This window comes from Sphingobium sp. TomMM15 (genome assembly GCF_055397045.1).
In genome coordinates this window covers 1,298,839-1,312,284 of sequence record NZ_AP027314.1, presented here as the reverse complement: position 1 = coordinate 1,312,284, position 13,446 = coordinate 1,298,839, and the positions used below count along the sequence as shown (strand labels likewise).

15 protein-coding genes are annotated in these 13,446 nt (G+C 61.9%); 11 read left to right on the top strand and 4 right to left on the bottom strand.

All coding sequences use genetic code 11. From position 1 onward, the window contains the following. Positions 1-18: 18 nt before the first annotated feature. The 6 genes from ACZ51H_RS06675 to ACZ51H_RS06650 all read left to right on the top strand — a co-directional run bounded on the left by ACZ51H_RS06675 (position 19) and on the right by ACZ51H_RS06650 (position 3,648). Positions 19-567 carry a TspO/MBR family protein gene (locus tag ACZ51H_RS06675; protein ID WP_464793380.1) on the top strand — a complete coding sequence of 183 codons (549 nt, stop codon included), beginning with the start codon at positions 19-21 and terminating at the stop codon, positions 565-567. Between the two features lie 49 nt (positions 568-616). Further along, the gene (locus ACZ51H_RS06670; RefSeq protein WP_464793379.1) at positions 617-916 is read left to right on the top strand and encodes an accessory factor UbiK family protein; all 300 of its coding nucleotides are present in this window, start codon (positions 617-619) and stop codon (positions 914-916) included. Positions 917-1,024: 108 nt separating this feature from the next. Then, the gene (locus tag ACZ51H_RS06665) at positions 1,025-1,531 is read left to right on the top strand and encodes a type III secretion system chaperone family protein (protein ID WP_196224098.1); all 507 of its coding nucleotides are present in this window, start codon (positions 1,025-1,027) and stop codon (positions 1,529-1,531) included. A 9-nt stretch (positions 1,532-1,540) separates the two neighbouring features. Further along, a complete protein-coding gene (proC, locus tag ACZ51H_RS06660; RefSeq protein ID WP_464801309.1) occupies positions 1,541-2,353 on the top strand; it encodes a pyrroline-5-carboxylate reductase in 813 nt (270 codons plus the stop codon). Positions 2,354-2,522: 169 nt separating this feature from the next. Continuing rightward, positions 2,523-3,020: an asparaginase domain-containing protein gene (locus tag ACZ51H_RS06655; RefSeq protein WP_464801308.1), complete on the top strand. Its 498-nt coding sequence runs from the start codon at positions 2,523-2,525 to the stop codon at positions 3,018-3,020. Between the two features lie 385 nt (positions 3,021-3,405). Next, positions 3,406-3,648: a hypothetical protein gene (locus ACZ51H_RS06650; protein WP_196224095.1), complete on the top strand. Its 243-nt coding sequence runs from the start codon at positions 3,406-3,408 to the stop codon at positions 3,646-3,648. Positions 3,649-3,932: 284 nt separating this feature from the next. On the opposite strand, the gene ACZ51H_RS06645 is transcribed toward ACZ51H_RS06650, so the two are convergent. The 4 genes from ACZ51H_RS06645 to ACZ51H_RS06630 all read right to left on the bottom strand — a co-directional run bounded on the left by ACZ51H_RS06645 (position 3,933) and on the right by ACZ51H_RS06630 (position 8,097). Further along, the gene (locus tag ACZ51H_RS06645) at positions 3,933-4,460 is read right to left on the bottom strand and encodes a CarD family transcriptional regulator (protein WP_097091261.1); all 528 of its coding nucleotides are present in this window, start codon (positions 4,458-4,460) and stop codon (positions 3,933-3,935) included. Positions 4,461-4,781: 321 nt separating this feature from the next. Next, positions 4,782-5,120, bottom strand: coding sequence for a ferredoxin FdxA (fdxA, locus tag ACZ51H_RS06640; RefSeq protein WP_375196194.1), 339 nt, complete (start codon positions 5,118-5,120; stop codon positions 4,782-4,784). A gap of 84 nt (positions 5,121-5,204) precedes the next feature. Beyond that, entirely contained in the window at positions 5,205-5,501 is a 297-nt protein-coding gene (locus tag ACZ51H_RS06635; RefSeq protein ID WP_449473352.1) for an RNA-binding S4 domain-containing protein, read from the bottom strand. After that, positions 5,494-8,097, bottom strand: a complete 2,604-nt coding sequence (locus tag ACZ51H_RS06630; protein ID WP_464801307.1) for a helicase-related protein — start codon at positions 8,095-8,097, stop codon at positions 5,494-5,496. The genes ACZ51H_RS06635 and ACZ51H_RS06630 overlap by 8 nt, the downstream gene beginning before the upstream one ends. Positions 8,098-8,324: 227 nt before the next feature. Between ACZ51H_RS06630 and ACZ51H_RS06625 the strand changes: the two genes are divergently transcribed. The 5 genes from ACZ51H_RS06625 (at position 8,325) to zapE (ending at position 13,369) form a co-directional block, all read left to right on the top strand. Further along, a complete protein-coding gene (locus ACZ51H_RS06625) occupies positions 8,325-9,857 on the top strand; it encodes a peptidoglycan DD-metalloendopeptidase family protein (protein ID WP_464801306.1) in 1,533 nt (510 codons plus the stop codon). A gap of 49 nt (positions 9,858-9,906) precedes the next feature. Then, complete coding sequence (locus ACZ51H_RS06620) at positions 9,907-10,689, top strand: nucleotidyltransferase family protein (protein ID WP_464801305.1); 783 nt, start codon at positions 9,907-9,909, stop codon at positions 10,687-10,689. A gap of 316 nt (positions 10,690-11,005) precedes the next feature. Next, positions 11,006-11,794: a succinate dehydrogenase iron-sulfur subunit gene (locus ACZ51H_RS06615; RefSeq protein ID WP_460986101.1), complete on the top strand. Its 789-nt coding sequence runs from the start codon at positions 11,006-11,008 to the stop codon at positions 11,792-11,794. 4 nt (positions 11,795-11,798) lie between these two features. After that, positions 11,799-12,260, top strand: a complete 462-nt coding sequence (locus ACZ51H_RS06610; protein WP_464802821.1) for a PaaI family thioesterase — start codon at positions 11,799-11,801, stop codon at positions 12,258-12,260. After that, the gene (gene zapE / locus ACZ51H_RS06605) at positions 12,257-13,369 is read left to right on the top strand and encodes a cell division protein ZapE (protein ID WP_464802820.1); all 1,113 of its coding nucleotides are present in this window, start codon (positions 12,257-12,259) and stop codon (positions 13,367-13,369) included. Before ACZ51H_RS06610 ends, zapE begins: the two co-directional genes overlap by 4 nt. Positions 13,370-13,446 lie beyond the last annotated feature (77 nt).

Genomic DNA, 13,446 nt, shown 5'->3' with positions numbered 1-13,446 from the left:
AGTGGAGCTGCGCCGACGATGAACGAAATCGCGTCCCCCGGTCAGTTGCGTCTGGCCTATCTGCGCTGGGCGCTGGTCACGGTTCCGGCGATCGTGTTCCTGGGCTTCCTGTCGGGCAAGCTGGCCAATAGCGGATATGGCAATCGCTGGTTCGACGCGCTGGTGAAGCCCGACTTCATGCCGCCCGGCTGGGCTTTTGGCGTCGCCTGGACGATCCTTTACATCCTGATGGGGCTTGCCCTGGCCATCGTCATTCATGCGCGGGGAGCGCGGGGCAGGGGGGTGGCCATCATCCTGTTCCTGATCCAGCTGGCGCTAAACCTCGTCTGGTCGCCGCTTTTCTTCCGCGCGCATCAGGTCGATAATGCGCTTGGGTTGATCATTGTCCTTTTCGTCGCCGTGGCTGTGACCGCATGGCTGTTCTGGCGCATCAGGCGGGTCGCGGGGCTGCTGCTGCTGCCTTATCTGGCATGGCTGGGCTTTGCATCGGCGCTGAATTATGAGATCGGGCGCCTCAACCCGGATGCTGAGACCCTTGTCGCGCCCGCGCTCAAGACCCAGATATGACATCATCGTGGCGCACATTCGCGCGCCAGCAAACAAGGACATTCAGACCATGCAGAGCGAAAACCGCTTTTTCGACGACCTTGCCAAGCTGGTGAACGGCGCTGCGGGAACAGTCGCTGGCATGAGCCGGGAATTTGAAACCAACGCCCGCGAAAAGGCCAAGCAGTGGATCGGCGGCGTGGATTTCGTGAGCCGCGAAGAATTCGATGCCGTGAAGGCGCTGGCGGCGGCGGCCCGTGAAGAGGTTGAATTGCTGAAGGCCCGGATCGACGCGCTGGAAGGCCGGTCGGGTGAGCCAGTAACAAAGACCGTCCGCTCGCCAAAGCCCAAGGCAGGCGACGCGGAATAAGCAGGCTTTGCCGCCTGTCCGTTGGTTTTCTGCAACGATCGCCTATTTTGATGCGTTTCCCTCAGTCGGTGGTTTCCTTGCCGCCGGGAAATGCTCTATGGCCAGCCAATGATGGACAGCGACGAATTTGAAAATGGCGGCCAGGAGGCCGCGCCGATCGATATGCTGGCCGCCTATTTCGAAGCGAATGGGTGGAGTTTCGATCAGGTCGGCGAAGATGAAATCGTCGCCAGCACCCAGGGTAGCTGGGCGCAGTATGAGCTGCGCGGCATCTGGCGCGACGAAGATCAGGTGCTGCAATTGCTCGCCCTGCCCGACATCCGCGTGACGGAAGAGAAGCGGGCGACGATTTACGAAACGCTGGGCCTGATCAACGAGCAGCTTTGGCTCGGCCATTTCGAGCTTTGGTCGTCGAGCGGCATCGTGTTGTTCCGGCACGGCGCTCTGCTGGGCGCGGGAGGCGTGTTGACGCTGGATCAGGCGCAGATACTGGTCGAAACCGCGATCGACGAATGCGAGCGCTTCTACCCGGTGTTCCAATTCGTCCTGTGGGGCGGCAAGAGCCCGACGGAGGCGATTTCCGCCAGCCTGATCGAGACGCGCGGCGAAGCCTGAGGATTGTCCATGACGCAAGCTTGGCCCGCGCACCTGTTCATGGTTGGCTGCGGCAATATGGCTGGGCAAATGCTCGCCCGATGGTTGGCATGCGGCCTTAATCCGGCGAGCGTCACCGTGTTGCGCCCGAGCGGCCGTGCTGTCGCGGACGGGGTGCGGGTGGTAGCAGACTATCCTGCATCGCTGCCCGCGCACGCGACGGTGCTGTTGGGCATGAAGCCCTATCAGCTTGACGATGTAGCAGCCTCGCTCGCGCCTCTTTGCGCGGCGGATACGCGCATTGTCTCAATATTGGCCGGGACGCCGGTTGTGGACCTGCGACAGCGTTTCCCGCTGGTCCGGGACGTCATCCGGGCGATGCCTAATCTGCCTGTCGCCTTGGGACAGGGCGTCACGGGATTGTATGCCGACGACAAGGTGTCCCACTCAGCCCGCAGCGAAGTGGACGCGCTAATCACGCCATTAGGTGCGGCCGAGTGGATCGAAGACGAAGGCCAGTTCAACGCGCTGACGGCCCTGTCAGGCTGTGGACCCGCCTTTTTGTTCCGCTTCATCGATGCGTTCGCGCGCGCGGGAGAAGCGATTGGACTTTCAGCCGATCAGGCCACACGGATGGCGCTCGCTACTGTCCAAGGGTCCGCCAGTCTTGCCGCGCAGGCAAGCGAAAGCCCCGCGATATTGGCCGACCGCGTGGCTAGCCCCGGCGGGATGACGCGCGAAGGGTTGAACGTCCTCGACGCGGACGATCGGCTGTTGAAACTCCTTACCGATACCTTGGCCGCCGCCCGCGACCGTGGCGAGGAAATCGCCCGCGCGCGCTGATCTGCGGTTCCGATCCGATGGCGGCGCGTTTAGACTGAATGCACCTGCCTAGAGCGCGCTGCGTTTAATTGGACGCAGGCCGCGCGCTCTAGTTTTTCGTTTTCGCATCGTTTTAGGCGCAAAACCGGTTCCCACTTTTGCGCACGATACTCTAAGTTGGGAGTTCGCCATGCTGGCTGTGAATGCGCCGATCCTGGTTCTCACCACGGGCGGAACGATCGACAAAATCTATTTTGATGCCTTGTCGGATTATAAGGTCGGCGAAAGCGTCGTTGCGAAACTGTTGCAGATAGGCGGGGTGAAGCGTCCCTTTCGCATAGAAGAGGTGACGCGCAAGGATAGTCTGGAACTGGATGATGCCGACCGGGCGCTGATCCGTGAGCGGGTTCTCTCAGCGGCGGAAAGCCATATTGTCATCACCCATGGCACGGATACCATGACGGACACCGCCAAGGCGCTTGAGGATGTAACGGGCAAGACGATCGTCCTTGTCGGCGCGCTCGCCCCGGCGCGCTTTGGTGAAAGCGACGCCAGCTTCAACCTCGGCATGGCGTTCGCGACGGCTCAGATTGCCGATCCTGGTATCTACATCAGCATGAGCGGATCGGTGTTTCGGGCGGATCAGGTCGTCAAGGATCGAGCAAAAGGCGCGTTCGTCCCGCGATAAGCGTCGACATCCGCATCGCTTTGCGATGCCTTCTGCCAGTCCGATGTTGGTCGAGCAGCGGCGGCAGAGCCTTTGGTTTTTCACGCGGAGGCGCGGAGGCGCGGAGGATTGCTGCGGACGCTTGCCGCATCAGGCGGGATTGGGGCTGTAATTAAGCCGTTGTTTTTACTTTATATTTAACATCATCTCCGCGTCTCCGCGCCTCCGCGTGAATATCATTCGCGCAGAGCCCGCTGAGCGCGCGCGCGGGCATACAGATTTCTCTCTGCGCCTTCTGCGGCCTCTGCGCGAGAGACTGTCGTCGCGTCGACCTAGCATGATGCAGGAACCGCCTCCGTCATTGCGCATTATTCGTGCGGGTGGCGTAACGATGAGGAGGATATTCATGGCCGATTATCAGGAGCGTCCAGCGACGACGACTACGATAGTTGAACGGCGCGGCGGTGGCGGCACGGCGATTGCGGTGCTGTTGCTGGTAGTGGTGGTGGCGATCGCCGCCTTTTTCCTGATCAGCAGCCAGACGCGCAAGGATAGCGCGGTTGAGAGCGCTGCCACGCAGGTCGGCCAAGCGGCGAGCGATGTTGGAAGCGCTGCAAAGGACGCAGCCGACAGCGCGAAGGGTGAATAAGCCGAACAGCTCTATGAGAGCGGCGTGCCTTATCCGAATCCCTCAACCCCGTTCGGCCTGTCCGAACGAGTCATTTGCCTCGTTCGAATGTCGAAGCCCTCTACTTTCTAAAAGAAGTAGAGCCGTTGGCTTCACCGGCCTTCGGCTCGACAGCCTCAGGGCGAACGGTAAAACAAGGTGGGGCCGATTTAGCTCGAAGCTCCAGCGGGCAAAAGAAAGGGCGCCCCGGTCGGGGCGCCCTCTATCTATATTCACCTGCCGTTGTCGGCTCGGTTGAATTCAGATCAGCCTTCCACCTTGGCATATTTCGGTGCGGCTTCGTTCAGGATGCGCAGGATCTTCTTGAGAGCGCTGGGCTCATCCGTTTCTTCCATCGCGGCCAGTTCGCGAGCAAGGCGGCTGGAAGCGGCTTCGAAAATCTGCCGTTCGGAATAGCTCTGCTCGGGCTGGTCGTCGGCGCGGAACAGGTCGCGGGTCACCTCGGCGATCGACACCAGGTCGCCCGAATTGATCTTCGCTTCATATTCCTGCGCGCGGCGCGACCACATGGTGCGCTTGACCTTCGGCTTGCCCTTCAGCGTTTCGATGGCCTCTTCCAGGGTCTTGTTCGACGACAGCTTGCGCATGCCGACGCCTTCGGCCTTGTTGGTCGGCACGCGGAGCGTCATGCGCTCCTTTTCGAACCGGAGCACGTAAAGCTCCAATTCCATGCCCGCGATCTGCTCCTTTTGCAGCTCGACCACCCGGCCAACACCGTGCTTGGGGTAAACAACATAATCACCAACGTCAAAGGACAGCGCCTTGGCAGCCATTTGAAACCTTTCTAATTCTACCGGGGACGGATATCGCCGCGTCACAGATGCGCAGAGTAGCACAAGCCGAGGATTCCACGGCGCCACCGTCAGGACATGAGCAAATACTCCAGGACGGAATGCGACCGTTTCCGCCTCTTGACCCTTATTTAGCAGATTCGTAACAAAATTGCCACCCCCAGACGCAAAATCCGGGAGTGAGCCTCATGCCGAAACGCTAGGGGTAGTTTGTCAGCGGCGATCTGGCATCAATATGATGATCGGAAACGATAGGACTTCAGCGTCTGGACACGCCGTCCTGCTCATCACCGAATCGTGCGATCAGCTGCCAGAGCCGGGCTCGGGCGAGAAGAACTTCTCCAGCTTGTTCTCGACGCCCTTCATATCATCAGCGTCGGCAGGGGCGTCGCCCTTGACGGTGATGTTGGGCCATTCAGCCGAGAATTTGGTGTTGAGTTCCAGCCACTTCTCCAAACCATTCTCCGTATCGGGCAGAATGGCTTCGGCAGGGCATTCAGGTTCGCACACGCCGCAATCGATGCATTCGTTGGGATTGATGACCAACATGTTCTCGCCCTCGTAGAAACAATCGACGGGGCAGACCTCGACGCAATCCATATATTTGCAGCGGATGCAGTTGTCGGTCACGACATAGGTCATGGATCAGCACTCTATAGGGGTTCGACAGCGGCGGCCCTGCTATGCTCGGCGGGCGCGAAGGTCAATGAGGATATTTTTGCGTCCCTAATCGCCCAGCTTCAGTTCCTCATAACAGGTCTGAGCTTCTGGCGCTGGTCCCCTGCGTCCCGGAAGCTCCACGACACGGACCACGCGTACCCCGCTGGGGTGGGGAAATGTGATGAGATCGCCCGCGCGCACGGGCGAATGGGCGCGCTCGATGCGGCGGCCATTCAGGCGGATATGACCCTCTTCGGCCAATTTCTGCGCCACCGACCTGCTTTTGGCGAGCCGGGCGAACCACAGGAATTTGTCGATGCGCAGGCTCGGTCCATGATTGCCGAGGGGCGCGCCTTCAGCCATTGCGGCCAAGAAGCTCCGCCAGGCCCGCAAAGGCATTGTTGCCCACTGGCGCCGCCGCTCCAGTCGAAGCGGGGCGGGAAGGCGCGCCACGCGCAGGTGCGTTGCGCCGGTTAGGCCCACGGGCATGCTGCTGATCCGGCCGCGCCTTCTGCCGCCCACGGAAGGTCCAGTTCGCGCCGCCTTCCGTGGCTGCCTCGACAGGGCGGAATCCAGCCAGGCGCATCAATTGCAGGAAAGCAGGTTCGTTGAGGCCGAGCGAGACGATCTGTGGGCTTTGCGCGGTGAAGGCCTCGCCCTTCGCGATCGCTTCATGGGCGGCGCGGGCCATGCGTTCCGCCATGTCGATTCGCAGCATCTGATCGTCGAAGCCGCGGAAGCCAGCTATGCGGGCACCCATCTGTTCCGCCTTTTCGCCCGTCGGGATGAGCGTCAGGCCGGGCAGGGGCAGGGGAAGGCATGGTTTGGCGATGCGTGCCGCCAGCAGCGCCGCGCGCCATCGTGCCGCTCCGGGCTTCAGAAGTCCCGGATGATAGATGTCGAGTACCCCAATATCGATGCCTGCACGACGCAGAAGATGACGCTGGTCCTTGTCCAGATGGTTGAGCGCCGAATCGAGATCGATCCTCGCCATGACGCCGCCAGCGTCGGCCAGTTGAGCGAACACCGCCCGTACCACCGCAGGAACTTCCGGGTCGGCCGCGCTGGCCGCCATCTTCACCAGGGGCAGAAGATGCTTTTCCTTTTGCGCTTCGACCCAGCTTGTGAGGCGCGCGGTCACCTGCTTCTGCACATCCTGGCCAAGCGCCAGAAGGCCACGATCAAGCCGTATTTCCGGCGCCAGCAGCGACGGGCCGACGAGCAGCGCCGCCACGGCATTGCCCTGCCAACCGATACCCGGCGCCTGTCCCGGCTCGTCCATCAGCACGAAATCAGTGTCGGGCGCGCCCAGCAATTCGTCAGCCTTCACTCGTAATATCCTTCCAAGACGGCGTTCCGCCGCCGCCAGTAGCATCTTTCTATCCTGATGCCGCGTAGCCGGATCGACCGAGAAACGAAATCCGTCAAGTCGCCCGATCGTCTCACCATCGACGCAGACCGTCCCGTCCTGCTCCACATCGACGGGCAAATTGCTGGCGTCCTGCCCCATGTCGCGCAACAGTATAGCGGTGCGGCGGTCGACAAAACGCTGTGTCAGCGCGGTATGCAGGGCGTCGGAAAGCCTTTCCTCCAGAGCGCGCGTCCGCTCTGCCATCTCCGCCGGATGCGCCAGCCAGTCGGGGCGGTGCGCGATATAGGACCATGTGCGGGCGGCGGCGATCCGCCCCGACAGCGTGTCGATGTCGCCCTGCACCGAATCGAGCCGCGCCAGTTGCTGAGCAAACCAGTCGCGCGGAATGTGGCCCTGACCCTCCGACAGGAAACGCCAAATACGGCCCACGGTGCGCGTATGATGTTCCGCACCCAGTTTCTGGAAATCGGGCAGTCCGCATGCGGCCCACAGCCTTTCGACGGCCTTCTTCCCCTTAACCCGGTCGATGACCAGCGGATCGTCGGACAGCCGCCGGAGCACCGCCAGGTCCACCGCTTCGGGCGCCGCCCGCAACTCGTCACGATCAGGCCGCGTCTCCAACTCCATGATGAGGCGGCTGACGCTGTCCATGCGCGGCTGCCCTTCGCGCCAGAAGAGTTGCTCGATTGGCGGGAAGCGATGCGCTTCGATCGCCTCTATCTCTTCGGGCGTGAAGGCCGCGTCGCCATCTTCATGACCAAGGCTACCGAAGGTCCCGTCCTTGTGATGCCGCCCGGCCCGCCCCGCGATCTGGGCCATTTCCGATACGGTCAGCCGCCGCGTCCGCCGCCCGTCGAACTTGCGCAGCGATGCGAAGGCGACATGCGCCACGTCCAGATTGAGCCCCATGCCGATCGCATCGGTCGCGACCAGATAATCGACCTCACCGTTCAGGAACATCTGCACCTGCGCATTGCGGGTGCGGGGCGAGAGCGCCCCCATGACGACGGCAGCGCCGCCACGAAAACGCCGCAGCATCTCCGCTACGGCATAGACTTCCTCCGCCGAGAAGGCGACGACGGCCGATCGCTTCGGCAGGCGCGACAGCTTCTTCGCCCCGCCATAGGACAGCGTGGAAAAGCGCGGGCGGCTGACGATTTCCACACCCGGCACCAGTGCTTTCACCACCCGGCCGATGCTGGCCGACCCCAGAATCATGGTTTCTTCCCGACCACGCGCCCGCAGCAGTCGGTCAGTAAATATATGTCCACGCTCCGGATCGGAGCCCAGCTGCGCCTCGTCGAGCGCAACAAAGGCATAGTCACCATCCAGCGGCATCGATTCGGCCGTGCAGAGATAGTAAAGCGCCCCCGGAGGGACGATCTTCTCTTCCCCCGTTATCAGCGCGACCTGACCGGGACCTTTGATGGCGACAACCCGATCGTACACTTCGCGCGCCAGCAAACGGAGCGGAAAGCCCATCATCCCGCTGGAATGACCGCACATGCGCTCGACGGCCAAATGCGTCTTGCCGGTATTGGTGGGACCCAGCACGGCTGTGACGGGCGATCGGGCAAATTGAGCCATGATCCTCTCTATGTCGGGGATGAGTGCAGCGAGAGCAAGGGGAAGGGCGCGATTCTCCTTTGGGCTATGCAGCTTGCGTTGTTCAACGGCTGAAGGGCACGTTTCGTCGCGTGAATATGGTTAAAAAATCCGTCTTTATTTGACTTTAACCCTATGCGTTCACAACAATGCCCATGAACGCGCGGCGGGGGTCGGGCGAAATTTCAGCCCGTGGGGGGCTTTTTCAAGTGTTTCACGGTAGCCAGTTCAGTCCTCAGCAGGGGGGCGCATCCGCTTCCCTTTGGGTGACCGACGCCATCGGCAAGGGGGCGTTCGCGACCGCCGATGCGCGTGACTGGCGCACCCGCCTGCGCGACTGGGCTGATGAGGTCGAACTGGTCCCCGATCTTGGCCAGCGAGTGGGCAGCCGTACATGGTTTCGCGGGCTTGCTACCTGTTTTGGGCTTTGCGCATCGGCGCTTTACCTCTCCCCCGGCTTTCAGCCTCTGCCTGGCGAACCGGAGCCACTGCTCGCTCAGCCGCAGTTCGAGGAAGTGCGCAGCCAGATGATCACGCCGCTCGCCATGGGCGCGGACAGCGGACGGCGCATGGGGCCGACCGACGCCGTCCAACCTCTGCGCGAAACGCCCGAACGTCCGCAGATCGAATTGCGCGCGCAGATAGGTGGAAGTGATTCGCTTGGCCGGGCCTTGGCGAGGGCGGGGGTCAGCAATGCGGACGCCGCTCAGGTCATGGCGCTTGCCAGCGGCGATATAGCCAAGGGCCTGAAACCGGGCACGCCGCTCGACATCGTGCTTGGCCGCCGCGCCAGCCGCGACATGCCCCGGCCGCTGGATCATCTCGCCTTCCGCGCCCGGCTCGACCTGGCGCTGGAGATCAATCGCGTGGGCGGGCTGCTGCAAGTGAAGCGCACGGCCATCCATGTCGATGACACGCCGCTGCGCATTCAGGGCGTGATTGGCGACAGCATCTATCAATCCGCGCGCGCGGCTGGCGCACCGCCCAAGGCGATCCAGAGCTTCCTGCGCGTCATTGCGCAGCAAGTCGATCTGGGGTCGATCCACAGCGGCGACCGCTACGACATCATCACCGAATATCGCCGGGCGGCAACCGGGGATGTCGAAGTAGGCGACCTGTTGTTCGCTGGCCTCCACCGTGCGAGCGGCCGGGGCATCGACATGCTCAAATGGACCACCGACGGCCGCAGCCAATGGTTCGAAGCGTCCGGCGTCGGGGAACGGCGCGGCGTGCTGTCCGCGCCGGTGCAAGGCCGCATGTCCTCTGGCTTTGGCATGCGCCGCCATCCCATCCTTGGCTATACGCGCATGCATGCGGGCATTGACTTTGCCGCCGCCTATGGCTCGCCCATCTATGCCGCGACCGATGGCGTCGTGTCCTATTCAGGACGCCATGGTGGCCATGGCAATTATGTCCGGCTGGAACATGGCAACGGCCTTGCCACCGGATATGCCCATATGAGCCGCATCGCCGCGCGCTATGGTCAGCGCGTCCGTCAGGGGCAGGTGATCGGCTATGTCGGTTCAAGCGGCCTTTCGACCGGCCCGCATCTCCATTACGAACTGTATCGCAACGGCCAAACGGTGAACCCGCTTTCGGTCAAATTCACCACCACTGCTCAGCTTGCCGGGGGAGAACTGGCGGCTTTCCGGAACCGGCTGAGGCAGTTGAAGAGCCTGCGTGTCGGCGTGCCGGTCACCATCGCGCAAAACAAGCCGCAGGCCGTCACGCCCGCCCTATAAGAGCAATTAGCTGCTTCCCGTAATTGGGCCGCTTCGCTAACCCGCCTCCATGACCAAGATCACCGCCCTGCTGCTCGCCGGATCGCGCCCCGGTTCCGATCCTCTGGCGCAGGCAGCCGGGGTCGCGGTAAAGCCTCTCGCGCCTGTGGCGGGCGAGCCGATGATCAATTACCCCGCGCGGGCGCTGCTCGCGCATCCATCGGTCGGACAGGTCGTCATTCTCACGCAGACGCCGGAGCTATATCGCGCCGATCCCGCCACAGCCTGGCTTGGCGAAGACCCGCGCGTCCGCTTCGAACAAAGCGGCAGCGGTATAGCGTCCACATTGCTGGGCCTCCTGCAACGGCCAGACCTCCCTTTTCCGCTGCTCGTCACCACGGCGGATCATGTTCTGCTCGACGCCGACATGCTCGACCAATTTGTGGCCGAGGCAGAAGGGGCCGACATCGCGGTGGCGATGGTCGAACGGGCGACCTTGCTTGCTCGCCACCCCTCGTCGCGGCGGACCTGGCTCAAATTCAGGGACGGCTGGTGGTCTGGCGCCAACCTCTTCTGGTTGGGCAGCGCCAAGGCGCGCGCCGTCATCGCCCTCTGGCAAGAGGTTGAGCAGGACCGCAAAAAGGGTTGGAAGATCCTTTCCGCATTCGGTCCGGTCGCCTTGCTCGGTGCGGTGCTGCGCCTCTCAACGCTACATGGCGGCATAGCGCGTATCGGCCGTCGCTTTGGCCTCGTCGCCCGACTGGTGCCCATGCGCAAGGCGGAAGCCTGCATCGACGCGGACAAGGTTGAGGATGTGGTGCTGATCGAACAGATATTGAGCGACCGCGCCTAAACTTTCGTGCTGTTATACCGCCACCTCTCCTCTCATCCGTTCGCCCTGAGCCTGTCGAGCCGAAGGCCGGCGAAGCCGACGGCTTCACTATCTTTTCAGAAAGGAAAGGGCTTCGACATTTGAACGAGACAGGCGGCTCGTTCAAACAGCCCGAACGGGTCGAGAGATTCAGATTGAACGCTCTCTAATCTAACCACCAAAAATCGCTTCATGCTTTTGCTGCTTTGATGGGTAGCAAATGGCGAAACGAGGCGCTAAGGGCCTCTGGCGCGCGCCCCCATATAATTATTGGCGCGGACGGAGGACATCTTAAACCATGGCCGAATTCACCCTGCCCAAGAACAGCAAGATTTCCGGTAAGGGCGTGACCCACAAGGCGCCTGACGGTGCGAGCAACGTCAAGAGCTTCAAGGTCTATCGCTACGATCCCGACTCGGGTCAGAATCCGCGCTATGATACGTTCGAGATTGACCTCGACAATTGCGGTCCGATGGTCCTCGACGCGCTGTTGAAGATCAAGAATGAATATGATCCGACGCTGACCTTCCGCCGTTCCTGCCGCGAAGGCATTTGCGGTTCCTGTTCGATGAACATGAATGGCAAGAACGGCCTTGCCTGCACCACCTCGATCGAGGAGTGCGCGGGCAAGGAAGTGCGCGTCACGCCGCTGCCGCACATGGATGTGATCAAGGACCTCGTCCCCGATTTCACGCATTTCTATGCGCAGTACAATTCGATCAAGCCTTGGCTGCAAACCGTCAGCCCCGCGCCCAGCGGCAAGGAACGTCTCCAGTCGCCCGCAGACCGCGAAAAGCTCGACGGCCTGTATGAATGCATTCTGTGCGCCTGCTGCTCGACCAGCTGCCCCAGCTACTGGTGGAACTCCGACAAGTTTCTCGGCCCCGCCATCCTGCTTCAGGCCTATCGCTGGCTGGCTGACAGCCGTGACGAATTTACCGGCGAGCGCCTCGATGAGCTGGAAGATCCCTTCCGCCTCTATCGCTGCCACACCATCATGAACTGCGCGAATGTCTGTCCCAAGGGTCTGAGCCCTGCCAAGGCGATCGCGGAGACCAAGAAGATGATGGTCGAACGGCAGCTTTAATCCAGTGGGCGATAATGCTGGTCCTGTAAGCCTGGTGCTGGAAGGTCCGTGGGCTGACTGGCTGCGCTGGAGCGATCCGGTTCCGGAGACGTTCCTCAGCACATCCGTCGGCCCCAGCTATTCGCAAGGTGCCGGTGATCGCCGCGCTACTGTGATGCTGGAAACCCGTCCGTCGCACGCCAACCGCAATGGCGCGCTGCATGGCGGCTTTCTCGCGGCCTTTGCCGACCATGCTTATTTTGCGGCGCTGGCGGCCATGGGGCGTCCCGAGCAGGCGGCTGCCGTCACTGTCGATCTTTCCATGCAATATTGCGGCTCCGGCAAAGTGGGCCAGCCGCTGCGCGCCGATGTTGAGGTCTTGCAGGAAACCGGGCGCTTATTCTTCATGCGGCTGATACTGCATCAGGATGACGGGCTGGTCGCGTCCTCGACTGCCACGGTGCGAAAGGTGCCGGTTCCCAAATGAGCAGCGTTATCGAGCGTTATCGCGCGCTCGTCGCGGCCGGGGAACTGCGTCCCGATCCGGATCAGCAGGCCGCCGCAGCACGGCTGAACGCGCTTCAGCAGGAATTGGAAGCGGCACCGCCACGCGGATCGACCTTGTGGAAATTGCTGCGAAAGGCGCCTGAGCCGCCACGCGGTCTCTACATGTGGGGTGGCGTCGGCCGGGGCAAGTCGATGCTGATGGACCTGTTCTTCGACACCGTGCAGATCAAGCGCAAGAAGCGCGCCCATTTTCATGAATTCATGCTCGACGTGCATGCGCGGCTTGCCGAGGTTCGCAAGGCGGAGAAGGGGGATCCCATCCCTCCGGTCGTGGACTCGCTCGCCGAAGAGGCGCGGCTGCTCTGCTTTGACGAGATGGTCGTGAACAACATGGCCGACGCCGCCATCATGTCACGTCTGTTCACCGGGCTGCTGGACAAGCGGGTGACGGTCGTCACGACTTCCAACCGCGCGCCGGATGAACTTTATAAGGACGGCCTCAATCGTCAGCTTTTCCTGCCGTTCATCGACCTGATCAAGGATCGGCTGGACGTCCTGACCCTGGATGGGCCGACCGACTACCGGCTGGATCGTTTGGGAGACGCGCAGCTTTGGCATTCGCCCAATGGTCCAGCGGCGACCAAGGCGCTTTCCGAAGCGTTCTTCCGCCTTACCGATTATCCGGTGGAGGATCGGGCAAAGGTTCCTGTGGAGGACATAAAGGTGCAGGGTGGGCGCACCTTGCATGTGCCAAAGAGCCTGAAGGGCGTGGCAGTCTTTTCCTTCAAACGCCTGTGCGCTGAGGCGCGCGGCGCACCGGACTATCTGGCGATCGCGCGGCGCTTTCATACCGTCATCCTCGTCGGCATCCCGGTGCTGGGGCCTGAGAACCGCAACGAAGCCGCCCGCTTCGTTACGCTGATCGACGCCTTGTACGAATATAAGGTCAAGCTGCTCGCATCGGCCGATGCGGAACCCGCGCAGCTTTATCCTCGTGGCGACGGAGCGTTCGAATTCGAACGCACGGTTTCGCGCCTGATGGAAATGCAGTCGGACGACTATCTTGCCCTCGGGCACGGCCCGAAATAGCGCCAGTCGGTGCTGCGGGGCACTCATTCATCACATTGAAAATGGCCCGGACGCTTCCTTATGAGAGGAAGCGCCCG

Bases quoted from the DNA above. Each gene is read 5' to 3' on its own strand.
- fdxA (WP_375196194.1), bottom strand. From the start codon at position 5,120: ATGACCTATGTCGTGACCGACAACTGCATCCGCTGCAAATATATGGAT.
- ACZ51H_RS06665 (WP_196224098.1), top strand. From the start codon at position 1,025: ATGATGGACAGCGACGAATTTGAAAATGGCGGCCAGGAGGCCGCGCCG.
- ACZ51H_RS06615 (WP_460986101.1), top strand. From the start codon at position 11,006: ATGGCCGAATTCACCCTGCCCAAGAACAGCAAGATTTCCGGTAAGGGC.
- proC (WP_464801309.1), top strand. From the start codon at position 1,541: ATGACGCAAGCTTGGCCCGCGCACCTGTTCATGGTTGGCTGCGGCAAT.
- ACZ51H_RS06650 (WP_196224095.1), top strand. From the start codon at position 3,406: ATGGCCGATTATCAGGAGCGTCCAGCGACGACGACTACGATAGTTGAA.
- ACZ51H_RS06645 (WP_097091261.1), bottom strand. From the start codon at position 4,460: ATGGCTGCCAAGGCGCTGTCCTTTGACGTTGGTGATTATGTTGTTTAC.
- ACZ51H_RS06620 (WP_464801305.1), top strand. From the start codon at position 9,907: ATGACCAAGATCACCGCCCTGCTGCTCGCCGGATCGCGCCCCGGTTCC.
- zapE (WP_464802820.1), top strand. From the start codon at position 12,257: ATGAGCAGCGTTATCGAGCGTTATCGCGCGCTCGTCGCGGCCGGGGAA.
- ACZ51H_RS06675 (WP_464793380.1), top strand. From the start codon at position 19: ATGAACGAAATCGCGTCCCCCGGTCAGTTGCGTCTGGCCTATCTGCGC.
- ACZ51H_RS06655 (WP_464801308.1), top strand. From the start codon at position 2,523: ATGCTGGCTGTGAATGCGCCGATCCTGGTTCTCACCACGGGCGGAACG.
- ACZ51H_RS06635 (WP_449473352.1), bottom strand. From the start codon at position 5,501: ATGGCTGAAGGCGCGCCCCTCGGCAATCATGGACCGAGCCTGCGCATC.
- ACZ51H_RS06630 (WP_464801307.1), bottom strand. From the start codon at position 8,097: ATGGCTCAATTTGCCCGATCGCCCGTCACAGCCGTGCTGGGTCCCACC.
- ACZ51H_RS06670 (WP_464793379.1), top strand. From the start codon at position 617: ATGCAGAGCGAAAACCGCTTTTTCGACGACCTTGCCAAGCTGGTGAAC.